This window comes from Streptomyces sp. NPDC037013 (genome assembly GCF_055607265.1).
Window position 1 is genome coordinate 906001 of sequence record NZ_JBVJRV010000004.1, and the last position, 23588, is coordinate 929588.

General features: G+C 73.2%; 24 protein-coding genes and 1 pseudogene. 12 read left to right on the forward strand and 13 right to left on the reverse strand.

Translation table 11 applies throughout. The annotated features are described in order from the left end of the window. The first annotated feature begins 24 nt into the window (after positions 1-24). The 3 genes from ACZ7DY_RS18665 (at position 25) to secD (ending at position 4051) form a co-directional block, all read left to right on the forward strand. The gene (locus tag ACZ7DY_RS18665) at positions 25-1095 is read left to right on the forward strand and encodes a LacI family DNA-binding transcriptional regulator (RefSeq protein ID WP_471136506.1); all 1071 of its coding nucleotides are present in this window, start codon (positions 25-27) and stop codon (positions 1093-1095) included. 101 nt (positions 1096-1196) lie between these two features. Then, positions 1197-1568: a hypothetical protein gene (locus tag ACZ7DY_RS18670; protein WP_471136507.1), complete on the forward strand. Its 372-nt coding sequence runs from the start codon at positions 1197-1199 to the stop codon at positions 1566-1568. A 143-nt stretch (positions 1569-1711) separates the two neighbouring features. After that, positions 1712-4051 (forward strand): protein translocase subunit SecD, encoded by a 2340-nt coding sequence (gene secD, locus ACZ7DY_RS18675; RefSeq protein WP_471136509.1) that lies wholly within the window; start codon positions 1712-1714, stop codon positions 4049-4051. A 13-nt stretch (positions 4052-4064) separates the two neighbouring features. On the opposite strand, the gene ACZ7DY_RS18680 is transcribed toward secD, so the two are convergent. Continuing rightward, the gene (locus ACZ7DY_RS18680; protein WP_471136511.1) at positions 4065-4796 is read right to left on the reverse strand and encodes an ANTAR domain-containing protein; all 732 of its coding nucleotides are present in this window, start codon (positions 4794-4796) and stop codon (positions 4065-4067) included. Positions 4797-5076: 280 nt separating this feature from the next. Here ACZ7DY_RS18680 and ACZ7DY_RS18685 point away from each other — a divergent pair, with 280 nt between their 5' ends. The 3 genes from ACZ7DY_RS18685 (at position 5077) to ACZ7DY_RS18695 (ending at position 7302) form a co-directional block, all read left to right on the forward strand. Continuing rightward, positions 5077-5814 (forward strand): GAF domain-containing protein, encoded by a 738-nt coding sequence (locus ACZ7DY_RS18685; protein WP_471136513.1) that lies wholly within the window; start codon positions 5077-5079, stop codon positions 5812-5814. Further along, positions 5815-6549, forward strand: a complete 735-nt coding sequence (locus tag ACZ7DY_RS18690; protein WP_471136515.1) for an ANTAR domain-containing protein — start codon at positions 5815-5817, stop codon at positions 6547-6549. A gap of 75 nt (positions 6550-6624) precedes the next feature. Continuing rightward, complete coding sequence (locus tag ACZ7DY_RS18695) at positions 6625-7302, forward strand: ANTAR domain-containing protein (RefSeq protein ID WP_471136516.1); 678 nt, start codon at positions 6625-6627, stop codon at positions 7300-7302. 30 nt (positions 7303-7332) lie between these two features. Here ACZ7DY_RS18695 and ACZ7DY_RS18700 read toward each other — a convergent pair whose 3' ends face one another. The 9 genes from ACZ7DY_RS18700 to ACZ7DY_RS18740 all read right to left on the reverse strand — a co-directional run bounded on the left by ACZ7DY_RS18700 (position 7333) and on the right by ACZ7DY_RS18740 (position 15540). Beyond that, positions 7333-8037, reverse strand: coding sequence for a bestrophin-like domain (locus ACZ7DY_RS18700; RefSeq protein ID WP_471136518.1), 705 nt, complete (start codon positions 8035-8037; stop codon positions 7333-7335). Between the two features lie 130 nt (positions 8038-8167). Further along, positions 8168-8719, reverse strand: a complete 552-nt coding sequence (locus ACZ7DY_RS18705; protein WP_471136520.1) for a tellurite resistance TerB family protein — start codon at positions 8717-8719, stop codon at positions 8168-8170. Positions 8720-8733: 14 nt separating this feature from the next. Then, entirely contained in the window at positions 8734-10191 is a 1458-nt protein-coding gene (gene dctA, locus ACZ7DY_RS18710; protein WP_471136521.1) for a C4-dicarboxylate transporter DctA, read from the reverse strand. Between the two features lie 29 nt (positions 10192-10220). After that, on the reverse strand, positions 10221-11276 hold the full coding sequence (locus ACZ7DY_RS18715; protein WP_471136523.1) for a tartrate dehydrogenase: 1056 nt from the start codon (positions 11274-11276) through the stop codon (positions 10221-10223). 112 nt (positions 11277-11388) lie between these two features. Next, positions 11389-12276 carry a LysR family transcriptional regulator gene (locus ACZ7DY_RS18720; RefSeq protein WP_471136525.1) on the reverse strand — a complete coding sequence of 296 codons (888 nt, stop codon included), beginning with the start codon at positions 12274-12276 and terminating at the stop codon, positions 11389-11391. A gap of 55 nt (positions 12277-12331) precedes the next feature. After that, entirely contained in the window at positions 12332-12928 is a 597-nt protein-coding gene (locus tag ACZ7DY_RS18725) for a TetR family transcriptional regulator (RefSeq protein WP_471136716.1), read from the reverse strand. 118 nt (positions 12929-13046) lie between these two features. Continuing rightward, entirely contained in the window at positions 13047-13892 is an 846-nt protein-coding gene (locus tag ACZ7DY_RS18730) for a DUF1206 domain-containing protein (RefSeq protein WP_471136717.1), read from the reverse strand. 88 nt (positions 13893-13980) lie between these two features. Beyond that, positions 13981-14313, reverse strand: a complete 333-nt coding sequence (locus ACZ7DY_RS18735; RefSeq protein WP_471136526.1) for an STAS domain-containing protein — start codon at positions 14311-14313, stop codon at positions 13981-13983. Between the two features lie 261 nt (positions 14314-14574). Next, positions 14575-15540, reverse strand: coding sequence for a GlxA family transcriptional regulator (locus tag ACZ7DY_RS18740; RefSeq protein ID WP_471136528.1), 966 nt, complete (start codon positions 15538-15540; stop codon positions 14575-14577). Positions 15541-15610: 70 nt separating this feature from the next. Here ACZ7DY_RS18740 and ACZ7DY_RS18745 point away from each other — a divergent pair. The 3 genes and pseudogenes from ACZ7DY_RS18745 to ACZ7DY_RS18755 all read left to right on the forward strand — a co-directional run bounded on the left by ACZ7DY_RS18745 (position 15611) and on the right by ACZ7DY_RS18755 (position 18251). Beyond that, positions 15611-15947 (forward strand): annotated as a pseudogene (locus ACZ7DY_RS18745) (cupin domain-containing protein). Positions 15948-16165: 218 nt separating this feature from the next. Then, positions 16166-16933, forward strand: coding sequence for a hypothetical protein (locus tag ACZ7DY_RS18750; protein WP_471136530.1), 768 nt, complete (start codon positions 16166-16168; stop codon positions 16931-16933). Positions 16934-17123: 190 nt separating this feature from the next. Next, complete coding sequence (locus ACZ7DY_RS18755; RefSeq protein ID WP_471136532.1) at positions 17124-18251, forward strand: alpha/beta hydrolase; 1128 nt, start codon at positions 17124-17126, stop codon at positions 18249-18251. Between the two features lie 30 nt (positions 18252-18281). Here ACZ7DY_RS18755 and ACZ7DY_RS18760 read toward each other — a convergent pair whose 3' ends face one another. Beyond that, a complete protein-coding gene (locus tag ACZ7DY_RS18760; protein ID WP_471136534.1) occupies positions 18282-19085 on the reverse strand; it encodes a sulfite exporter TauE/SafE family protein in 804 nt (267 codons plus the stop codon). Between the two features lie 85 nt (positions 19086-19170). Here ACZ7DY_RS18760 and ACZ7DY_RS18765 point away from each other — a divergent pair, with 85 nt between their 5' ends. Further along, entirely contained in the window at positions 19171-19962 is a 792-nt protein-coding gene (locus ACZ7DY_RS18765; RefSeq protein ID WP_471136536.1) for a helix-turn-helix domain-containing protein, read from the forward strand. A 24-nt stretch (positions 19963-19986) separates the two neighbouring features. Here the strand turns inward: ACZ7DY_RS18765 and ACZ7DY_RS18770 are convergent, their stop codons facing one another. Beyond that, positions 19987-20853: an AraC family transcriptional regulator gene (locus tag ACZ7DY_RS18770; RefSeq protein WP_471136537.1), complete on the reverse strand. Its 867-nt coding sequence runs from the start codon at positions 20851-20853 to the stop codon at positions 19987-19989. Between the two features lie 129 nt (positions 20854-20982). Next, the gene (locus tag ACZ7DY_RS18775; RefSeq protein WP_471136539.1) at positions 20983-21576 is read right to left on the reverse strand and encodes a M23 family metallopeptidase; all 594 of its coding nucleotides are present in this window, start codon (positions 21574-21576) and stop codon (positions 20983-20985) included. Between the two features lie 165 nt (positions 21577-21741). Between ACZ7DY_RS18775 and ACZ7DY_RS18780 the strand changes: the two genes are divergently transcribed. Both ACZ7DY_RS18780 and ACZ7DY_RS18785 read left to right on the forward strand, forming a co-directional pair. Then, positions 21742-22242: a hypothetical protein gene (locus tag ACZ7DY_RS18780; RefSeq protein WP_471136540.1), complete on the forward strand. Its 501-nt coding sequence runs from the start codon at positions 21742-21744 to the stop codon at positions 22240-22242. Between the two features lie 226 nt (positions 22243-22468). Next, positions 22469-23584: a hypothetical protein gene (locus ACZ7DY_RS18785; RefSeq protein ID WP_471136542.1), complete on the forward strand. Its 1116-nt coding sequence runs from the start codon at positions 22469-22471 to the stop codon at positions 23582-23584. Positions 23585-23588: the final 4 nt, after the last annotated feature.

The window sequence follows — 23588 nt, forward strand, 5'->3', positions numbered from 1 at the left end:
ACGGAACGGAAGGACGTCCGCACCATGCCCGGACCGCAGGACCCGCGCGGCGGCCGGCCACTGCCCGACGCCAGGAGCGGCCAGCCCACCCTGCGGGACGTCGCCGAACGCGCCGGGGTCAGCGCCATGACGGCCTCCCGGGTGCTGCGCGACGACCCGCAGGTACTGCCCGCCACCCGTGAGCGGGTCCGCGCCGCGGCCGCCGCGCTCGGCTACCGCCCCAACGAGGTCGCCCGCAGCCTCCGGCTCGGCCGCGGCACCGGCCTCGTCGGGCTCGTCGTCACCAACCTCGCCAACCCCTTCTACTCGCGGCTGGCCCTCGGCGTCGACTCCGTGGTCGCCGAGCACGGCCTGAAGACGGTCATCGGCAACACCGGCCAGGACCTCGAAGCCGAACGGGAGTTGGTGGCCGATCTGGTGGCGCGCCGCGTCGACGGCATCATCGCCGTCCCCGCGGGCGCCGACCAGCGTCACCTCGCCGCCGCGGTGGCCGACGGTGTGCCGGTGGTGCTGGCCAGCCGCCCGCCCGAGGAGTTCGCTGCGGACTGCGTCCTCGTCGACGACTTCGGCGGCGCCCGCGACGCCACCGCCCGCCTCATGGCGCGCGGCCACCGCCGCATCGGCTTCCTCGGCTCGCCGCCCGCCGTCTACACCGGCACGGAACGCCTGCGCGGATACGCCGCCGCCCTGGGTGCCGCCGGTCTCACCGTCGACCCGCGCCTGGTGCGGCAGGGCCAGACGGAACCGGAAGAGGCCACCCGCGCCGCGGCGGCACTCCTGGCGTCGCCTGATCCGCCGACCGCGCTGTTCTGCTCCAACAACCGCAACACGATAGGGGCGTTCCGCGCCCTGCGGTCCGTCGAAGGCGGGACGGGGACGGCCCTCGCCGGCTTCGACGACTTCGAACTGGCCGACGCGCTCGGCCTGGCCCTGACGCTCGTCGCCTACGACAGCGACGAAGTGGGCCGCGCGGCGGGCCGCCTCCTCGCCGACCGCCTGTCCACCGGCGGCACGGGCGGGCCCGGAAGCGCGACCTCGCCGGGACCGCCCCGCCGGATCGTGGTGCCGACGAGCCTGGTCGAGTACGGGACGTGAACCCACGGCCGCGACGCGGAACCCATCGGGGCACCCCGTACGTTGGGCAGGGCGGGGCCGCGCCGTGCGCGGCCGGTGAGCGTCCAGGGACGGGGGAGCGGGTGACGCAGCAGAGCCGTTCCGCGCGCCTGGCCGCTTCCGCGCTCTCCGTCGTCGTCACGGTCCTCGCGCTGTTCGTCCCGTCCGCCGCGGCGCACGGGGCATCGCCCGACGCCTCGCCCACCCGGAACACCGTCGCGGCGCAGGCCCAGAGACCGGCCGGGCCCCACGACGTCCCCGGCCAGCACGTCACCGTCACCCACCGGCCGGACGCCCACATCCCGGGCCCGCAGCCGACCGGACCGGCGCCCTCGGCCGCGGCCACCGCGCCGCACCGCGCCCTGGGCGGACCCGATCCCCGCCCCGCCACCGCCTCCGCGCCGCCGCGGTGGCCCGGCACGACGGCCGCCCCGCGCGGACCGCCCCACCGATGAGCACGCAGACCGTCCCGGACGCCTGACCCGTCGCAGCGCACCGCGCGCCGCCCGCCGCATGTCGCGGGCCGCCCGCGCGACCACCGCCCCGCCGCGACGCCCGGTCACGCGTTCTTCCGCCCTGCCCTCATCGTGGAGAACCCATGTCACGCGCGCCCTTGTGGCGGGCGATCGTCGCGCTCGCGGTCGTCGCCCTGTCCCTGTACATCGCCCTCACCCAATCCGCCCGCCTCGGCCTCGATCTGCGCGGCGGCACCCAAATCGTCCTGGAGGCACGGAATTCACCCACCGTCACGGCGGACGCCGCCTCCACCGACCGCGCCCTGGAGGTGCTGAGGCAGCGCGTCGACGCCCTCGGCGTCTCCGAGCCCGGCATCGCACGCTCCGGGGAGAAACGGATCATCGTCGAACTCCCCGGCGTACAGGATCCGCGCAAGGCGGCCGAAGTCATCGGCCGCACCGCCCAGCTGACGGTCCACCCGGTCACGGGGGAGTCGGCCGCGAAGGGCACGGCGAAACCCGCCGCCGACGGATCGCGCACGCTGCCCGACCCCGACCGGCCCGGCAACCACCTCGAACTCGGCCCGACCGCACTGACCGGCGAAGGCGTCAAGGACGCGGAGGCAAGGCTCGACCAGCAGTCGCTCGCCGGCTGGACCGTCTCCCTCGACTTCCGCGAGGACGCGGGTCAGACCTGGGCGAAGATCACCGGAGACGCCGCCTGCGCGCCGCAGGGCGCCCCGGAACGGCGCGTCGCCATCACCCTGGACGACAAGATCATCTCGGCGCCCGACGTCAACCGGAGCGTGGCCTGCAAGACCGGGATCACCGGCGGAAGCACCCAGATCACCGGCTCGTTCAGCCAGTCCGAGGCCCGCGATCTCGCCGCGCTCGTCAAGGGCGGCGCACTGCCGGTACCCGTCGACGTCGTCGAGCAGCGCACGGTCGGCCCGACGCTCGGAGCCGACGCCATCGAGGCCAGCACCCGCGCGGCCCTCATCGGCATCGCCCTGACCGCGCTGTTCATCACCGTCGTCTACCGGCTCCTCGGCGCCCTCGCCGCGCTCGCCCTCGCGCTCTACGGCCTCCTCTCGTACGCGGCCCTTGTGGCACTCGGCGCGACCCTCACCCTGCCGGGCCTCGCCGGATTCGTCCTGGCCATCGGCATGGCCGTCGACGCCAACGTGCTCGTCTTCGAACGCGCCAGGGAGGAGTACCTCGCCGTCCGCTCGACCGACCTGGCCAAACCGGTCCGTACCGGCTTCGGGAAGGCGTGGAGCGCCGTCATCGACTCGAACGTCACGACACTGCTCGCCGCCGGACTGCTCTTCTTCTTCGCCACCGGACCGGTCAAGGGCTTCGGCGTCACCCTGTGCATCGGGGTCCTCGCGTCGATGGTCAGCGCCCTGGTCATCACCCGGGTCCTCGCCGACTTCGCCGTCGCCCGCTCCTGCGTACGCAGGCGGCCCGCCCTGACGGGCATCGCCGCCACGGGCCGGGTCCGCGGCTGGCTCGCCCGCCGCAAACCGAACCTGGTGCGCCACCGGGGCCGCCGGCTCGGCACGGGCGCCCTCCTGGTCGCCGTGGCCCTCGCGGGCATCGTGCTGCGTGGCCTGGACCTCGGCGTCGAGTTCACCGGCGGCCGCCTCGTGGAGTACAGCACCAGCAAGACCGTCGACGCCGAGACGGCCCGCCGTGCCGTCTCCGACGCGGGCTTCCCGCGTGCGGTGGTGCAGGAGTCCGGGGACGGTGACATCACCGTCCGCACGGAACGGCTCACCGACGCGGAGCAGGACAGGGTCCAAGCGGCCCTGGAGCGGCCCGGCGGCACGGTCACCGTCGAGCGCGACGAGATGATCGGGCCGAGCCTCGGCAGCGAGCTCCGCCAGAAGGCGCTCATCGCCCTCGGCATCGCCGTCGCCGCCCAGCTGGTCTACCTCAGCCTGCGGTTCCGCTGGACCTTCGCGGCGGCGGCCGTCGCGGCGATGGTCCATGACGTGCTGCTCGTGGTGGGCCTCTTCGCCTGGCTCGGCAAACCGGTCGACAGCGTCTTCCTCGCCGCGCTGCTCACCGTGATCGGCTACTCGGTCAACGACACGGTCGTCGTCTTCGACCGCGTGCGCGAAGCCCGGCGCCGAGACCCGCGGGGCCCCCTGGAGTCCCTCGCCAACCGCGCCGTCCTGCAGACGCTGCCGCGCACCGTGAACACGGGCATGGGCGCCCTGTTCATCCTCACCGCCCTCGCGGCGCTCGGCGGCGACTCGCTCGCGGACTTCTCGCTGGCCCTGATCGCCGGAGTCCTGGTCGGCATGGCCTCGACCGTCTTCACGGCCGTCCCGCTCGCCGTCGCACTCGAACACCGCAACCCCGCGGCACCGCCACGCGAACGGCCCGGCCGGCCCGCCGACCCCAAGGCACCGGACGACTGCAGTCCGCTGGAGGCGCGCAGGCGGAGGGAGCGGGGCACGGGCGCGGTGGTCTGAGCCGTCCGCCGGCTCAGACCACGGGAGGTTCGGGCAGTTCCGGCAGGCGCAGTCCCTCGTGCACGACGGCACGGGCGAGGTCGGTGAGATCGGTGTGGCGGGTGTGGGCGTGGGCGCGCAGTAGTGCCAGCGCCTGCCCCGCGGTCACGGCGTGCCGGTAGCTGATCATGCCGGTTGCCTGGTGCACGACCGCGTCGCTCGGCAGGAGCCATGCGTCGGTCGCGTCGTCCTCGCCCGGGGCGGGCACGGCCAGCAGCAGGAGTTCCGCGGCGTCCGCGTGGGCGCGGGCTTTGTCCAGGTCCTCGGCGGGCAGGGCACCGGGCCGGTCCCGGTACAGGGACAGCACGAGCCCGGGCTGCGGGGCGTCCCGCCTCGGGGGGACGGCGGGGAGCGCGAAGACGGCCCGGATGCCGTGGGCGCCGGCCTGCGAGGCATAGCAGGGCCAGCCGGCCGTGACGTCCGGGTCGTCGAGGTCCGGGGCGAGCACCGGAACCAGCCTGCCCAGGGCCTCGACACAGGGACCTTCGCCGAGGTTGATCTGCAGTGCCTCCCCGCGACCGGCCAGGGGGCCGACGGCGGCCAGCGAGACGCGCTGGGCCAGGGCGGCATCCGCGGCCAGCGTCAGACCCACCGAGCAGGTCCGGCTCAGCGCGGACCGGCACGCCCGGACGAGGCTGTCCGCGGGATCGGGGCGATGGAGATGCAGGGCGGCGAGCTCCACGGCGACCGCTCGGGAGGTGGTCATGGGAGACAGCCGGCGGGCACGGGAGAGAGTGCGCCTGGGTAGGTGCGCATGACGGTGCTTTCCGATCCTTGGCACTCACCGCCGATGCTGCCCATGATCGGAAGCCAATGTCAGAGTTGTCGTACGAGACGAAACCATCTGCTCAAGTGCGGGCAGCCTGCATCACCACCGTACGCCCTGCCGCCTTCCCCGCAGTGGCCGCGCCCGCGGAAGGTTTCCGCGGCATAGACTTGAGCGCCGGCTCCACGACGGAAACGGCGCAGGCAGGAGGTGAGTGGCCGTGGTCCCCAAGGGTGACCTCGCCGCAGTGCTGGGGAGCCTGCGCCCGGCGCCGGGCAGCGGGGGCCTGGTCGGCGTCGACCCCGCTCGGTGCGCCCGTGCGCTGGGCGTCGACGGCGTGGCGGTGTCCGTGACGGTCGGCGCCCACTTCGCCGAACTGCTGTGGTCCACCCCTGGTGCCAGTACGAAACTGGAGGACCTCCAGTTCACCCTGGGACAGGGGCCGGGCCCGGACGCCGCCGCCTCGGGCACCCCCGTCGTGGTGCCCGACCTCGCGCGCGAGCCGCTCGGCCGGTGGCCGGCCCTGTTGCCCGAGGCTCTGCGGCTGGGCATCGGCGCGGTGTTCTGTCTCCCCCTGCGGGCCGGAAGTGCCTGCCTGGGCACCATGACCCTGCAACGTGGGCGGCCCGGTCCGCTGGAGGAGCCGCCGCCCGCCGACGCGTGGCTCGTCACGAACGCCCTGACCGCGGCGCTCGTGGAGGACGGCGAGCACTGGGACGGCTTCGCCTCGGCAGAGGACGGCTCACTGTTCTACCGGGCCGCCGTGCACCAGGCCGCCGGGATGATCAGTGTGCAGGCGGGTGTCACTCTGGCCGAGGCGCTGATCCGGCTGCGTGCCCATGCCTTCCGCCACGGCCGGCCGGTCGTCGACGTCGCCGAGGACGTGGTGGCCCGGCGGGTGCATTTTCGCAAGGATGATGGAGACGAGCCGGGCGCCTGTGGCCGGCGGAGGGACTGAATGGCCTTGACTCGAGAAGAACGCCTGCTGACGGCCGTCATCGACGCGGTCGACACGCTCGTCGACGACTTCGACCTGATCGACTTCCTGCACACGCTGTGCGATCGCTGCACCGAACTGCTCGACGTGTCGGCGGTCGGCGTCATGCTCGAGGATCCCGGCGGCAGCCTCCAGCTGATCGCCGCCTCCGACGAGCACACCCGGCTCCTGGAACTCTTCGCCCTCCAGCATGATGAGGGCCCCTGCGTCGAGTGTCATCGCGACGGCGCGGTACGCCTGAACGTCGACCTGACCTCGCCCGTCCAGACCATCCCGTTCCCCGTCTTCGCGGCCCGCGCGCGCCGGGCCGGTTTCGCCGTGACCCACGCGCTGCCGATGCGTCTGCGCGAGGAGGTCATCGGCGCGTTGAACCTCTTCGACGCGCGCGCCCAGAACCTCTCCGCCGCCGACGCGCGGGTCGCCCAGGCGCTGGCGGACGTGGCGACCATCGCCATCCTGCAGCACCGCACCATCGCCCACGCCAACCAGCAGCGCGCCCAGATGCACGCGGCCCTGACGAGCCGCATCGTCATCGAGCAGGCCAAGGGCATCCTCGCCGAACGCTGGAACACCGACGTGGACGCCGCCTTCGACGCCCTGCGCCGCCACGCGCGCAGTAACCGGCTCGGCCTTTCCCAGCTGTGCCGCTCGCTCGTCGACGGTGACGTCGTCACAGACTCCATCCGGCGTCCCTGACCGCTCACATCACCGACCGGCCCGTGCGACGGGTCTTCGCACGCCCCGGCTCCGCGACCTCCGTTGGGACACTGCATGAGCGATGACGACAACGCCACCGCCTGGCACCGGATCGGCGCCGACGGCGGGAACCTCGCCGCGGCGTGCCGGGCATGCGCGGCGGAGACGGGCGCCGACAGCCTCGGCGTCTCCCTGGTCGTCACCGGCGAACTGCGCCTGCTGGGTCATGCCACCGACGAGCGTGCCCGGCTCCTGGAGGACGCCCAGCTGACCACGGGCGAGGGACCGTGCACCGACGCCTTCGTGCAGCGCACCCTGGTCGAAGAAGCGGATCTGCACCGGTCCGACCGCTGGCCCGCGTTCTCCCGGGTCGCAGCGGAGCAGCGGATGCGGTCCGTGACGGCTCTGCCCCTGACCACCGGCCACCTGCGCCTGGGCGCCGTGGACATCTACCGCGCCGCACCCGGGCCCCTCAGCGCCCGGCAGAAGTCCCTGGCCCGCGTGTACGCCCGCATCCTCGCCCTGCTCGCGCTCGACGAGCACCCCCACCTGCTCACCGCGGAGCACAGGGCCAGCCGGCCCGGCCCACAGGGCTACCCGCCGAGCATCCACATGGCCGCGGGCATCCTCGCCGAGAAGTACCAGATGCCTCCCGACGACGCTCTGGCCCGGATGCGCGCCCACGCCTTCCGCCACAACCGGCCCCTCCACCAGGTCGCCGACCACGTCCTGACACACCGGTCCCTCGGCTGAGCCGGCCGGGGAACGGCTCGGGGCGGACGGTCAGCCGGTGCGGCGGCTGCCGTCGGCGTCGCAGGGCAGGTCCGCGGCCTTGCTGTGGGCGAGGAAGTCGCGGGTGGCCTGGTGCTCGACGTCGGCGATGGCGGTCGGCCGGACGTCGATGATGCCGCCGAAGGGCCGGTCGACGTCACGGATGACGCAGAGCAGGGTGGTGAGCAGCGCGGTGATCACGGTGAGGGCGACCAGCTGGCCCCGGTTGTTCCTGCGGGGCAGGCAGAGGCCCAGGGCCACCAAGGTGATGACGAGAGTGGCGAGCAGGAACCAGAAGATCGCGCCGGGAATGCTGGCGCTCGCCTGCGTCAGGCGTTCCTCGCGCTCGTCGGAACGCTTGGTGTCGGCGGAGACCAGCATGCCGAAGACCGGCTTGCCCTCCAGCGGGCGGAAGGCGTGCCGCAGGTCCGTGGACCACACGCTGGGCGCCGGTGACCCGTTGCCGTCGGCCATGGCGGGCCATTCCTGGGTGCGTACCGCACGCGTGTAGCAGACGGCGTCGGCCTGGACCGTCGCCCGCTGGGCCGGCGGCGCGTACTCGGCGGTCTCCACGAGCTGGTCGAGGGTGCGAGCCTCGCCGCGTGCGGCGACTTCCGCCTTGTCTTGACCTTCCCGAGCAGCCGAAACGTTCGCCCGCCCCGCACGAGGGACACATCTTCCGTCAGTGGGCGCAGACCCGGCCGTGAGGGACGCCACCGGGGACGTCAATCAAGGACGCCCACCGGACGGCGACACGCAGGCCGGGGCCCCGTCGTCCGCAGGCGCCCCGGCCCGCTCGGCTGCGTGCCGTCTCAGGAGAGGCCCGGCGGCACGTCGCGCGCCGCGGTCAGAGGCCGAACTCCTGCGGGGAGACGCCGAGCGCCGCGCACGCCTCCCGCAGCACCTGCTCCTCCGCCGGGGCGATGTACCCGTCGGCTCCGGCGACGACGAACCCGGTCTGGACGACGGCCTTGGCCTCCGTCTGCTTCTTGGCGGCCTTGGCGATCTCCTGCATGGCCTCGGTCTTGCCGTGCTGGAAGTTGGCCGTCAGCTGGTCGACGTGCTTGTTGAACCGCTGCCGCAGCTGCTCGGGCGGGAAGTTCTGCAGGACGTCGTTCTGCAGGATCAGGGTCTCGACGTGCTGGCGTTCGGCCGGGTCGACCGATCCGTCGGCGGCGGCGACCAGCGCGCACACGGCCATGCTGGCGTCGCGGTAGGCCCCGCTCTTGAGCTCGGTCTTCAGGGAGGCGAGCTGTGACTTGAGCACACCCACGAGCTGGGCCTTCGAACCACCGCCGGACCCGGAACCCGACCTCCCGTGGCCGCCGGAGCCGCGCGCCCCCTGCGACTGCTGCTGCAGACCCTTGGCCTGGTCCTTGATCCGGTCCCACATCGCCATCCGTGCCACCTCGGCTACCCGTTCGCTTGTACCCGCGCGTTCTGCGCGTCGTCCTGCCAACGCCCTTTTGCCTCCGGGAGTTCCGGGGGCGGTACGGGTGTTGACCCCGGTCGCGTTTCGGGCGGGGCACCCGGCTCCCGCTCCGGGGCGGGCTCCGGCTCGGGGATCTTGGTGCGCAGGACGCGGTTGACGCGGGCGGTGTCGAGGACGCCTTCCCAGCGCGCGACGACCAGCGTGGCGACGCTGTTGCCCGCCAGGTTGGTCAGGGCCCGGCACTCGGACATGAACTTGTCGATGCCGAAGACGAGCATGATGCCCGCCGCGGGCACGGTGCCGACCGTGGAGAGCGTGGCGGCGAGGGCGATGAAACCCGCACCGGTGACCCCTCCGGAGCCCTTGGACGTCAGGATCATGATGGCGAGCAGCCCGAGCTGCTGGCCCAGGGAGAGGGGCGTGTCGGTGGCCTGGGCGATGTAGACGGCGGCGAGGGAGAGGTAGATGGAGCTGCCGTCCAGGTTGAAGGAGTATCCGGTCGGCACGGTCAGGCCGACGATGTCGCGGCGTACGCCGAGGTCCTGCAGCTTGGTCATCACCCTGGGCAGCACGCTCTCCGAGGACGAGGTGCCGAGCACGATGAGGAACTCCTCGCGCAGGTGGCCGAGGAGCCGGAAGATGTTGATCCGCAGCAGGGCGAGGACGCCGCCGAGGACGACCACGACGAAGAAGAGCGACGTCCCGTAGAAGAGGCCGATGAGCCGGCCGAGGCTGGTGAGGGTCGAGATGCCGTACTTGCCGATGGTGTAGGCCATGGCACCGAACGCGCCGACGGGCGCGGCGTACATGACGTAGTGCAGGATCTTGAAGACGACCGTGCTCAGCCGGTTGATCCCGTCGACGAGCGGCGCTCCCACGGGCCCGACGGCCTTGAGGGCGATGCCGAACAGGACGGCGAAGAAGATGACTTGGAGGATGTTGCCCTCGGCGAACGCCCCGACGGCGCTGGAGGGCACGATGTCGGTGAGGAAGTGCCACCAGCTCTGGGTCTCGCCGTCCTTGATGTACTGGGCGGCGTCGCCGGAGAGCCGGAGGTCGCCGGGGTGGGCATGGACCCCGGCGCCGGGCCTGAAGACGTTGACGGCGATCAGGCCGACGGCGAGCGCCGCCAGGGTCCCTGCCTGGAAGTAGAGGAGGGACTTGAGGCCGACCCTGCCGACCCTGCGCAGGCTGTCGACACCGCCGATCCCGGCGACGATCGTGAGGAAGACGATCGGCGTGATCAGCATCTTGATGGCGGAGACGAACGTGGTGCCGACGGGTTCCAGGGCGACGCCCGCGGCGGGCCGCAGCCAGCCGGTCAGGATGCCGGCGACGATCGCGGTCAGGACCCAGAAGTACAGCTGTTGGTACCAGCGTCTGGGCGGTGGCACGGTGGTGCGGGGCGCGGCGGGGGCGGCGGACCCGGATGCTGCCATGGCGTATCTCCTCGTCGACGAACGTGGAGTCAGAGCAGCTCGAGGAGCTTCTCGGTGAACTCGGCGGTGGTGGCGTCGCCGCCGAGGTCGGGGGTGCGCAGCTCGGTCTTGGCGAGCACCGCGGCGATGGCGCCGGTGATGTCCTCGGCCGCCTCGGGGTGGCCCAGGTGGTCGAGCATCATCGCGGCCGACCAGATCGCGCCCAGGGGGTTGGCGATGCCGAGTCCCGCGATGTCGGGGGCGGAGCCGTGGACCGGCTCGAACATGGAGGGGTACTCCCGCTCCGGGTTGAGGTTGGCGGCCGGCGCGATGCCGATGGAGCCGGCCACGGCGGCGGCCAGGTCGCTGAGGATGTCGCCGAAGAGGTTGGAGGCGACCACCACGTCGAAGCGGGCCGGGTCGAGGACGAACTTGGCGGCCAGCGCGTCGATGTGCTCCTGGTCCCAGCTCACCCGCGGGTGGGCCGCCCCTCGCTCGGCGACGAGTTCGTCCCAGAACGGCAGGGTGTGCACGATGCCGTTGGACTTGGTCGCCGACGTGAGCCGTCCGCCGCGCCGCTCGGCCAGCGCGAAGGCGTGGTCGAGCACGCGCGTCACCCCGGCCCGGGTGAACACCGCCTCCTGGACGGCCATTTCCTCGGGGAAGCCCCGGTTGAGCCGGCCGCCGATCTCGCTGTACTCGCCCTCGACGTTCTCCCGTACGACGACGAAGTCGACCTCTCCCGGCGCGGCGGCCCGCAGCGGACTCTCGACCCCCTCGAAGACGCGGATCGGGCGCAGATTGACGTACTGGCGAAAACCGCGCCGGATGGGGATCAGCAGCCCCCACAGCGAGACGTGGTCGGGGACGCCCGGGTAGCCGACCGCCCCGAGCAGGATGGCGTCCTTGTCCCGGAGCTGGTCGAGACCGTCCGCGGGCATCATCGCGCCCTCACGGGTGTAGCGCTCGCACGACCAGTCGTACGACGTGTAGGAGAAGCCGATGCCGTGGCGGGCCCCGACGGCGTCGAGCACCCGCTGGGCGGGCGGCAGCACCTCGGCTCCGATGCCGTCGCCGGGGATGAGTGCGATGTGGTGGTGGGTCATGCCCTGATTGCAGCAATCGGGACGCCGGAGCGTCCAAGACACTCTGCCGATCTGCCTTATAGGGCGGGCCTATGAGCGGCGGCCAAGAGGTGTCAGGGCCTCAATGGCGGCGCTAGGAGCGCCCGATGGCGGCGAGGCCGCGGGTCACGAATTCCCGGGCGGCCGGCGACTGCGGGGCCCGGCGGCTCACCAGGGCGATCCGCAGTGTCGTCCGCGGCTCGATGTCCAGGACCAGGGCGCCGGCCCGCTCGGCCGTGGTGCGCCAGGACTCGGTGACCACGGCGAGTCCGACGCCCGCGAGGACCAGTGGCAGGATCGCCACCCGGTGTTCGGTCTCCGCCGCGATGGTGAAACCGATGCCGTGTTCGCGCAGCCCGTCCACGTAGGCGCGCATGCCGGTGCCCCGCTGTCCGACGATCAGCCGCTGCCCGGCCAGCTCCTCGCGGGCCACCGAGCGGCCCGCCGGGAACGGTCCGTCGGGCGGGGTGACGAGCACGAAGCGCTGCTCGCCCGCGGCATGACAGATGACCTCCTTTTCGGGGAGGTGCCCGGCGGTCGCGAGGAGACCCAGTTCGGCGGCGCCCGTGCGGACCATGTCGACGACGCCGCGCGCGGTGAAGGCGGCCCGGATGTTCACCGAGACGTCGGGGTATCGGCCGCTGAACTCCCGGATCATCGTGGTCAGCGGTTCGACCGCCTGCGACGGCATCGCGGCTATGTCCAGGCGCCCCTCGCGCAGTTCATGCACGGCGGCGACGCCCGCGCGGGCCGTCTCCAGGCTGCGTACGGCGGCCCGCGCGGGCTCGATCAGAGCGGTGCCCGCCTCGGTGAGCACCGCTCTGCGGCCGATCCGGTGGAAGAGGCTGCTGCCGAGGTCACGCTCAAGCGCCCGAATGGCCTGGGAGAGCGACGGCTGCGAAAGGTAGAGGGCGGACGCGGCCCGGTTGAAACCCCCGTGATCCACGATCGCGAGGAAGTACTCCAGCTGACGGACATCCATGCGCACATCCTCGGGGACTCGGGAACGGGCACGCGTCCCCTCGGGGCAGCCCTGGCTAGCGCGTCCCGACCGCGTCGAGCGCCGGGGCGATCACGTCGAAGGCCCGGTCGAGCAACTCGGCGGGATCCTCCGCGCCGTCACTTCCGCTCCACCGGTGCAGCACGGTGTCGAACGCGGTCAGCGCCATCCCCGCCGCCAGCCGCGGATACAGCTCCGCCTCGGGGTCGAGGCCCGCGCGGCGCCCCAGTTCCTCCGTGAGGTCGCCGCGCCACTGCGCCTGCCGCTCCAGGAAGCGGGCCAGCAGGGCGGGGGTGCGCAGAATCAGCTGCACCACGCCGAGCGCCCGGCCGGAGTCGGCGGAGCAGGCCGCGAGCGGGCCCCGGACGGCATGCAGGAGCGCCGTGGACGGGCGCTCCCCGGCGGGCCGGCCGGCCAGCTCGGCACGCATGCCGGTCCCCATGTCGGCCAGGAACTGGACGACCACGTCCTCCTTGGACGCGAAGTACCGGAAGAACGTGCGCCGGGAGACGCCCGCGCTGGTGACGATCTCGTCGACGGTGACCGCGTCGTACCCCTTGAGGGCGAGCAACTGCAGCGCCGACTCGGTCAGTTCGTCCGAGACGAGCCGGCGTTTGCGCTCGGCCATGCTCATTTTGGGGTGGGGAGTCACCGGCTCATCATACACACGAGGGCCTCGCATGCCCTCGGTGGCGCACCATGGCACCGAAGGCACGGAGTGCCAGCTGAACGGCTGAGGCGGTGGGCGGTCCTCAGAGCTTGCGCCAGCGCGCGTTGGCCCAGGAGAAGAGACCGAAGGCGGCGAGGCCGACGGCGACCACCGCGAGCAGCCAGGGCCCGGCCCCCGTCTCGGTGAAGGAGCGCAGGGTGTTGTCCATCCCCTTCGCCTCGCCGGGCTTGTGCCGCAGCGCCGCGGCGACGGCGAAGCCGCCCGCGGCGGCGAACACCACGCCCCGCGTCGTGCCGCCGCTGACCCCGAGGAGGTCGACGGCCCGGCGCGTCCGCCGCGACATCTCGGACATGCGCAGCCGTTTGTGGAACTTGCGCAGCAGCGCACGTCCCGCGATCCAGATGCCCGCCACGATCACACCGGCACCCGCGGCGGCGACGATCCACTGCCCGCCGGGCCAGTCGAGCACCTTCGCCGTGGCGTCCTGCGTGTTCCGGTCGCTCGCCCCGCTGCCGCTGCCCTCGTCACCCGAGGCGTAGGCGATGACGGAGTACGACACGAAGCCGTAGAAGACGCAGCGCACACCCGCGAGGGCGCGCTTGCCCGCGGAGTCACCGTCCGGGCCCGCCTGTCCGAAGAAGACCTCCGAGAGCCGCCACAGCGCCATGCCCGCCAGGGCGCAACCGAGCAGCCACAGGAGAACGTTTCCGAACGGCCGGTCGGCGAGCTCCGCCATGGCCCCGCCGCGGTCCGCCTGGCGCTCGCCGCCACCGTCGGAAAAGGCGATCCGCAGGGCCAGCGCGCCGACCAAGAGGTAGATCACGCCGCGTCCGACGAAGCCGGCGCGGGCCACCGCGGCGACGCTCCGCCCCTTGGCCGCCTGCCGGGCCTTGAGCTTTCCGCGCCCGCTGACCGAGGGGAGACGCATGGATGAGAGATGCATGGCAGCCGAATACCCCGGTCGCCCCGCCTCATGCGGGCCCGGAGAGGGCCCCATCTGCGGCGCGGCGGCCGGGTCAGCGTGTGCCGGTGCGGGCGCCGGTCCGCGTGTAGGGGACCGGCGCGCACGCCGGGATGGTGAAGGCGCGGTCGAGAGAGGTGATGCGCAGCAGGCGCCAGTTGCGTGCGCTTCCCGGTACGAGCCACAAGGAGCCGTGGCGCAGGGCGACTTGTCGTCGGATACGGACCAGCAGCCGCAGGCCGCCGGCGTCCATGAAGGTCACCTCTCGAAGGTCGGTGACGACCCGGGGGCCGGCTCCTTCGAGGAGCGCCGTGACACGGGGGGCGAGCTCCTGGTCGGCCCAGGCGTCCAGTTCGCCCCAAAACGCAAGGACATCAGTGCCGTTCACCACGCGGTGGTGCAGGCCGAAGGTGAAGCCGGCGGTGCCCGTTTCCCAGTCCAGCAGTGTCCCTCTCCCTTCACGGAGAGTAATCGGTGGGGCGGTGGCGGGGCGTGCACTGACCGGCGCCGGACGCCACCGGGGTCCTGGGCGGCACCGAGGTCATGAGTCAATCGTTCCCGCTCAGAGCTGTTCTTACCCTTGTCGGACAAGGAGATTGGCGGAACGGCCCATCTGGTCACCCGTCAACCCGCCGATTACGGAGTGTAGTTACACGGGTGATTCGGGTCGCGGGGTCGCGCGGAAGGCCCGGCGGTAGCCGCCCGGTGTCGTCCCGAGGGCGCGCAGGAAACGCCTGCGGAGGTTGGTCGCCGAGGAGAGTCCGGCGCGTCGGGCCACCGCGTCGAGCGGCAGGTCAGTGGTCTCCAGCAGCTCCCTGGCCGCGCCGATCCGCTGGGCCAGCAGCCACTGACCGGGGCTGACGCCGAGCTGGCCGGTGAAGCGGCGGGCCAGCGTACGCGCCGAAAGCCCCGCGTGTGCCGCAAGGTCCTCGATGCCGATGGGCTCGTCGAGGCGTTCCGCCGCCCAGGCGAGGACCGGCGCGAGCGACCCGTCGAAGTGTGCCGGGTGCGCCGGGGCCGCGTACTGCAACTGCCCGCCCTCGCGGTGCGGTGGCATCACCATGTTCCGCGCCACGTGTGCGGCATACCCGGCGCCCTGGTCGGCGCGGACCACGTGCAGGCACAGGTCGATCCCCGCGCCCGAGCCCGCGCTGGTGGCCACGTCCCCGTGGTCCACGTACAGCACGTCCGGGTCGAGCGGGATCGCCGGGAAGCGCGCGGCCAGCTCGTCCGCGAGGGCCCAGTGCGTCGTCGCGCGGCGGCCGTCGAGCAGCCCCGCGTGGGCGAGCACGAAGGCGCCCGAGCAGATGCTGAGCACCCGGGCCCCGCGTCCGTGCGCACGGCGCAGCGCGTCCACCACCGCGGGGGAGGGCGCCTCGTCCGCGGGGTTCCAGCCCGGGACGACCACGGTGTCCGCCCGGTCCAGCGCCTCCAGGCCGGCGGTCACGAGCATGTCGTACCCGGCGCGGGTCGCCACCGGCCCGGGGTGTTCCGCGCACACGTCGAACACGTACCGCTTCTCGAGGCCGCGTCGGTCGATCCCGAACACCTCGGCCGCACAGGCGAGTTCGAAGGTCGACTGAGGGGCGTGGACGAGAGCGACGACGCGGTGCATGGCAGGAAAGTACCTCACGACGACTTTTCTGACACTCGGCATGGAGGCCGTCGCCGAAAAGGCTGGCCCCATGACGACAGAACACCGCACCGGTCCCGGCTACGTCTGGTCCGCCGTGCAGGACGCCCCCATCCGCGAACTCTTCCCCGGCATCCGGCTGCGCCCCCTCTGGGAGGGCGAGAACGGCGCCAAGGCCCAGGTCCTGGAGATGGACCCGGACTCCCACTGGGAGGGCATCGACGTGCACGAGCCGGGGCCCGAGGAGGTCTACGTGGTCTCCGGCGTCTTCAACGACGGCGACCGCGACCACCCGGCCGGGTCCTTCATCCACGCCCCCGCGGGCTCCTCGCACATCCCCCCGGACGAAGACGGGCTGCACGCTCTTCGTCTTCTACCCGGAGGGCTGACGGGGCGGACGGCGTCCGACCGCGCGGCGGACCCGCCCACCGCGCGGTGACGGCAAGAGTCCAAGCCCGTGCCGCGATTGTCCATGGCGCCGTGGTGGGGCCGCGGCGGGACACTGCTGCGCGCGGAGCCCTTGCCCCCCACGGCGCCTCCGTCCGTTCCCTCATGGAGAGCCCGTCCCCCGGGGAGCCTCCGCCCCCCCACAGAGGAGGAACAGGACATGACCGCACTGAGAATCCGGCGCCGGTCCGCCGCCGTCGCCGCGGCCGCGGGGCTGATGCTGGCCACGCCCGACCCGGCCGCCGCATCGGTCGGAGGCGGAAACGTGTCGATCAGCTGGTCGGTCCCCGGCGCTCCCTCCGGCGGCCTCGACGACCTCACCTTCCCCATGACGGTCAACGACGCCACGGCCCACCGGAGTGGCATCTACTTCGCCCAGCAGTTCGGCTTCACCCACGCGCCGGACGTCGGCTACACCGGGCTGCAGCCACGCCCCGACAGCGGCGGCAGCGAACGGCTGTCCGCCCGCTTCTCCAGCTTCGTCGCCGGCACGACCACCGACGACCCCCTCTGCCACGAAGGTGCCGACGGCGGGCCCGGAGTGACCTGCGCGGTCGACTTCGACGCGGTCTACGGCCACCGCTACGACCTCACGGTCGAACGCAGCGGAACCGACACCTGGACCGGCACCGCCAGGGACACGGTCACCGGCAAGGAGACCCACCTCGGGAGGTACACGCTGCCGGCCGGAAGCGGTGGCCTCCGCGGCTCCCAGGGCGGGTTCGTCGAGTACTACGCCGGCATCCCCAGCTGCGCCGAGATGCCCAGGTCGGACGTGGTCTTCGGCGGTCCCACATCGACCGGGGCGGGCGGCCTGAGCGGCACGTCGAGGGCCAACTACGAGTACAGCGACTGCGTGGGGGAGTCCGGGTACCGGGCGGAGAACGCCGGATCGGGTACGCACGTCACCAGGGGCTTCGTCTCGTAGCCGCCCCTCGCAGCCGCCCCGGAGCAGGGCGCGCGCACAGGTAAACCAGTGCGGTAGCCGATCTCCAACTCCGGCTGTATGTAACGCCCTTGCGGCGCCGATAGCGTCGAAGCGCCGTCCGGGGCGGGCCGTCGACGCGGCACCGCCCCGACGGCATCGACCCGCGGACGACGACCGGATGGGCGGAGCCATGCGCAACCGATGGAGATCGAAGAAGACGTGGCCGGCGTTGATCACGCTGGCCCTCGGCCTGGCGCTCACCGGAGTGTCGGCCCCCGCCGCGTCGGCCGCGGTGACCTGCCCCGCCATCGGGTCGGGCGACTCGAACGGCCTCGACATGCGGTACTGGCAGCCGTCCCCCGACGGACTGGTCTGCGAGGCGGAGTTCACCACGGACGCGCTCTACACCCCGCGCGGGCCCGGCGCGCCGCAGATCGACCCGGTCCGCAAGCCCGTACGCGTACGCGTCCACCTGCCCGCGGGATACACCCCGTCGGGCGACTACCCGGTGCTCTACCTGCTCAACGGCGGCGCCGCCGACTACACGCAGTGGACGAGCGGCGGCGGCGACGTCACCCGGAGCGTCGCGAAGACCGGCTTCAAGGGCATCGTCGTCATGCCCGAAGGCGGCAAGGTCGGCTTCTACGCCGACTGGCAGGGCCACACCTACGGCAACTTCGCGCCCCTGTGGGAGACCTTCCACATCAAGCAGTTGGTGCCCTGGATCGACGCGCACTTCGCCACCTCGGGCAAGCGGGCCGTCGCCGGCATGTCGATGGGAGGCTACGGGGCGCTGAAGTACGCCGCCCAGCACCCCGACGTGTTCGACGCCGTCGGCGCCTTCTCCGGCGGCACGGACATCCGGCGCCCCGACCACCAGCGGATCGTCGGCGACGGCACCACCCTCTACGGCGCACGCTTCTGGGAACACGGCACGGGAGCCGACGCGGGCAACTACTGGAAGTACCTGTTCCCCGACAACCCCGACGCGCTGCGACGCACCGAGCTGGTCTTCGGACCGCAGACCACCTGGCCGTCGTTCAACCCCGACCAGGTCGCCCGCAGCCACCCCGAGGCGTACCGCTCGTACCAGGGGAAGATGGCGCTCTACGCGGGCCGCAGCGAGGACCCGTACGCCTGGAACAACGCGCTCCACACGACGCTGAAGCAGCAGAGCGTCCCCCACCGCTACTGCTCGGGACCCGGCGGCCACGACTTCTCCACCTGGACACCCGCGCTGGAGCATTTCCTCGGCTTCGCGTTCGGCTCCGCGGCCACCCCGTGCCCCGACACCACCGGCTGGCGGCAGGAACCCTGAGACGGCGATGACCGGCCCGCCGGAACACCCTCAGGGCAGGAACAACATCGCGACCACCACCAGGGCGAGCAGCCCCACATAGGCGCGGGCGTGCACGCGGTCCGGGATGTGGGGCGGCCGGCGCCGCAGCACCGCGATGACCGGCAGGGCCCCTAGCAGCAGCGCCGATCCGGCGCGGACGTCGAGCAGACCCACCAGGTGCATGCCTGCGTCCGGGGCGGCGGGCAGCGCCGCCCCGGCCAGCGCGATCGCCGTGGCCGGGAGCGCGATGGCGAGGGTCAGGGGATTGGCCAGCGCGGTCGCCACCCGCATCGGGTGCCCGGCCCGGCGCATCGCGGGGACGGTCATGACACTGCCGCCCACACCGAGGAAGGCGGCGACCGCGCCGATCGGGGCGCCGAAGGCCGTCGGCAGCGGGCGCGGGGCGTCCTGGCCGGGCCTGGCAGGGGCCGACGGGCGCAGGAAGCCCGGGCGCATGAGCAGGTCGGCGATGGTGACGGCGACGTACACGACGAACGCCCAGCGGGCGAGGCCGGCCGGCGCAAGGCGCGTGCCGAGCGCCCCGGCCGAGGCGCCGAGCGCCAGCAGCAGGAGCAGGGCGCCGCTGCCGCGCAGCGCGAGGAGCACGCGCCGCGGCGTCACCGCCGTCGCGAACCCCGCGTTCACCACCATCACCAGCGCCGACGTGGCCGTCGCCACCCGTATCGCGTCCGCACCGAGCGCGGCGTCCGCCCATACCACGACGGGGACCGCCACGAACCCGCCGCCGAAACCGAACAGCACCGTCGTCACCCCGGTGAGGAGCCCGACACCGACCAACATCACGAAATCCATGGGGCCCACCCCATCAACCGCCCCGGTCGGCCTGCATGCGATGGTCGGCACAGTTCTTTCGCGTATCGGCCACTAGGGTGACGGGATGAAGAACGTCCCGCTCGACGACGTCGACCACGTGGACCGGGCCGTCCTGCCCATCGGCACCGACTACCCGCCCGGCATCGTCCTCGACTGGCACGAACACCGGCGCGCACAGTTCCTCTACGGCGCCACGGGCGTCATGGTCGTCGACACCGCCGACGGCACCTGGACCGTCCCGCCCGAGCGCGCCGTCCTGATCCCGCCCGCCACCCGGCACCGCGTCCGCATGCTGGGGGTGAGCACCCGCAGCCTGTACGTCGAACCGCACGCCGTCCCCTGGTGGCCCGGCACCTGCACGGTCGTCGACGTCCCGCCGCTCCTGCGCGAACTGCTCCTGGCCGCCGTCGAGTTCGAGGCCGACTACAGCCTGTCCGGCCGCGAGGGGAGCATCGCCGCGCTCCTCCTGTACGAGATCGCCGAGCGCGCCCCGCTCCCGTTCCACGTGGGAATCCCCGCCTCCGCCGACCTCGCGGCGCTCTGCCGCGCCTACCTGGCCGCCCCGGACCCCGACGCCACCAACGCCGCCTGGGCCGCCCGGACGGCCATGAGCGAACGGGCCTTCACCCGCCGGTTCCGCGCCGAGACCGGCGAGAGCCCAGCCGTCTGGCGGTCCCGCGCCCGGCTGCTCGCGGCCCTACCGCTGCTGCGCACCGCCCCGGTCGGCGAGGTCGGCACCCGCATCGGCTACTCCTCGCCCGCCGCGTTCACCGCCGCCTTCACCCGTGCCTTCGGCGTGCCGCCGTCCCGCTTCGCCGCGGGCGACCGGGCCCGCGGCCGGCTCCGGGACACCTGACCCGCGCGGGTCCGCCGAGTCGGGTCAGCTCCGCTCCCGCTCCACGGGGAGCCACAGCTCGGCGTCCGCCCCGGACCCGTCCGCCGACGGACGCGTCCGCAGGATCTCCGGGCCGGGGCGGCCCCGGTACGGGTTGGACGGGAACCACTCCGTGAACACGTCGCGCCACAAGTACTGGATGGTCTCCGGTACCGGCCCCGAGGCCGTGAAGACCGCCCACGTCCCGGCCGGCACGGCCAGCGACGCGGCGCCGTCGGGAGCGCGGGCAGAGGTGATCACCCCGTGGTAGTAGTCGAGTTCGGTGCCTTCGGCCCGGCTCGGATCCAGGTCGTCGCAGACGGCGACGGCGCCCCGCGGCTCCTGGTCCGACAGCTCCTCCAGACGCTCCAGATCCTCCGGCGGTATCCCGCGGACGAAGTCGATGATCGCCTGATTGGGGCCCGCGTGCACCAGGGGCACCCGGGCCTTCGGGCCGACGACGGTGAAGGCCGGCCTGTCCACGACCCGGTAGCGCAGGTCGCCGCCGCCTTCCACGGTGAGGCGGAAGGTCAGCCGCGACTGGGAGCTGAGCGTCGCCCCGGTGCGCCGGGCCTCACCGGGGCCGACGCCGTGCATGGCGCGGAACGCCCGGGCGAAGGCCTCGCCCGAGCCGTAGCCGTGGCGGACCGCGATCTCCAGCAGGGTGTCCCGGCCCGCGAGCACCTCGGCGCCGGCGAGCGTGAGCCGGCGGCGCCGGATGTACTCCGACAGCGGCATGCCCGCCAGCGCCGAGAACATCCGGCGCAGGTGGTACTCCGAGGTGGCCGCGGTGCGCGCCACCTCCGCCACGTCCACCGAGCCGCCGAGGTGCCTCTCGATGTACTCCATGGCCTGGTTGAGCCGCTCCAGCACGCCCCGTCTCCTTCTCTGCCGCGACCACTACGCCAGGGAGTGCGTGCGGTGTCGGACCGACATTCTCCGTCCGGTCCGGCCGGGGCGTCGCGGGAGGTCCCCGGAGGCCGGGCCCCCGGTCGGCAGCCGTCACCAGAGGCGGGTGCCCCGCCGGGCCAGGTAGCGGTAGGGATTGACGTCCGAGCCGTAGCCGCGCCGGGCCCGTATCTCCAGATGGAGGTGGGGCCCGGTGGCGCGTCCGGTGCTCCCGCTGCTGCCCAGCCGCGTGCCGGCGCCGATCCGAGCGCCCTTGCGCACCCCTATGCGGGACAGATGCCCGTACACCGCGTAGTGCCCGTCCGGCATCCGGACCGTGACGGCATTGCCGTACGCCCCCGACCACCGGGCCAGCACCACGACCCCGGCGCCCACCGCGTACACGGGGGTGCCCCGGGGGACCGCGAGGTCGACCCCGGTGTGGTGGCCCGCGGACCAATTGCCGCGGGCCCCATAGCGTGTGGTGACCCGGAAGCGGCGGCGCAGTGGCCGCGCGAACCTCCGGCGGGGGCCTTCCGGGGCGATGCCCCGGGCCTCGTCCTCGGGGAACTCCGCGTCGGCCTCTTCGAGCGCCGACTCGAACTCGGCGTCGTAGGTGATGCCGCAGGAGTCCTCGGGCACCGGCCCGGCCGGAGGCGCGGCCGCCCCCAGGGAAAGGGCGCCGCCGGTCAGCAGCCCCACGGCCATACCCAGAGCGTCACGTCGTGTGGTGCCCGCTTGGCGCGGGCCGTCTATGTCGTAGCCCATCCAGAAAGCAGACCGTCCGCGGCCGCGGAACGCACGCCGGCTGCGCCATCCGGCGCACACGGCCCCGCCCGCCCCGGGACGCGTCCGGTGCCGCATACTCACGGCATGGCCTCGCCCTCCGAACGGTTCCGGGATCCGCGCAGCACCCAGCACGACTTCGTCGGCTCGGTCATCGTGCGCTGCCCCGGCTGCGACAAGGCCGCCCACGTCATCGCGGCGCCCGGGGCGGCCCCCGACGGAGCCCCGACGCTGTTCGCACCGCGACGCCTGGTCTGCGGGAGCTGCGGAGTGGCCCGCGTATGGGACGGCCGCGTCGTCCGGTTCTCCCGAGGCGTGGAACACCCGCCGACGGACCCGTACTTCGGCATGCCGTTGTGGCTCCGGCTCGAGACCCGGCACGGGTGGCTGTGGGCGTACGACCTCGAACACCTCGACCTGATCCGCCGCTACGTCCGGGCGCCGCTGCGGGAACGGGCACACGGGCCCGCCACGGGCCGGAAGATGACCTTGGTGGCACGCCTGCCGGCATGGATCAAACGGGCGGCGAACCGGGAAGAAATCCTGCACGCCCTCGACCGAATGAGCACCTCGCTGATCGCCTCCTGACTCCAGGGGCGGGGCGAGCGGGACGAGAACGCGATCCACTCGGTCGACGTGGGCCCGGCGTGCCGCTGCCGGCGGGCGCCCTCCGGCACCGTGGCGTCCGGTGGCGAACGGGGCCTGCCGCGCCAGCAGTTCAGCCGTGCCGGCCGGCCGTGAAGTCCGCCCGATGGGCGCGTCGGCGCGGAGATGCGGATACGGTGCTGACGTGCTGATCGAGAAGGAGGGGCCGATGCCTGGAACCGTGCTGCTCATCGCGGCCGCCCCGGTGGGCAAGGGGCGTCTGGTGGACGCGGCCTCCGGGCTCCCCGTCCTCGCCGCGGTCTCTCCGGAGACACTCGCCGGAACCCCGACCGCGAGCATCGTGGAACTCGCCGACCCGCTGGACCCGCAGACGGTCCTCACCCGGCTCAGGGCCGCCGCCAACGCACCCGGCCCGCTGACCATCTACCTCATCGGTCAGGTCCATCTCGACCGACGGCAGCGGCAGTTGCACGTCGCGCTCGCCCGGACCACCACGGCCACCGTGCGCTACACCGGCTTCCCCTGGCACTGGTTCACACAGGAGCTGCGGCTGCGCCCGGCCGGCAGCACCACCATCCTCGTCGATCTGCACACCGACCCGGAGAGCTGGCAGGCCCTCACCACGCACCCCCTCGACGCGGGGCCCGGCGTCGCCCTGTACGGCCGCATCGCTCCGCCGGCCCGGCGCCGCACGCCCGCGACACCCGCGTACATGAAGGCCCTCGCGACCGTCCTGCGCAGCGGCCACCGTCCGCCGCTGCCGCAGCTCCACGAACACGCCGCCGCCCAGGGCCTCGGCGAGGACGCCCAGGACCTGCTGCCCGCCCGCGACCCCGGCACGCCGCCGGCCGTCCCGCCGCTGCCGCCCGTCCCGGCGGCGCGGGCCGACGCCGGCATGGATCCGCACGCGGCGATCACCGCGGCCGTCGAGGCCGGCCGGCACGACGAGGCGGCGACGCTGGCCGCCTCGTGGGAGCAGAGCGCGCTGCGCATGCACGGTCCGGGTTCGAAGGAGGTCATCCACTGGATGGAGGTCCGGGCGGACCTCGCGAGGTTCGCGGGTGACCCGGCGCGCAGCTGCGAGACCTGGCTCGCGGTGGCCTCGGCCCGCCTCACGGCGGGGCAGGCCCCCGACTCCCCGGACGTGGAGGCCGCGGCGGACCGCGCCCATCACCTGTGGGACCGCATACGCGACCCCGAGGCCGTCCGCGCCCTTGGACCCGCCCTGGTCACGCTGCGCCGCAGAGTGCCGGGCCGCCAGCGCGGCACCCTGCTGCTCGCCCAGCGGCGCCTGGAGCAGTTCCACACCCAGCAGGTCGGCTGACCCG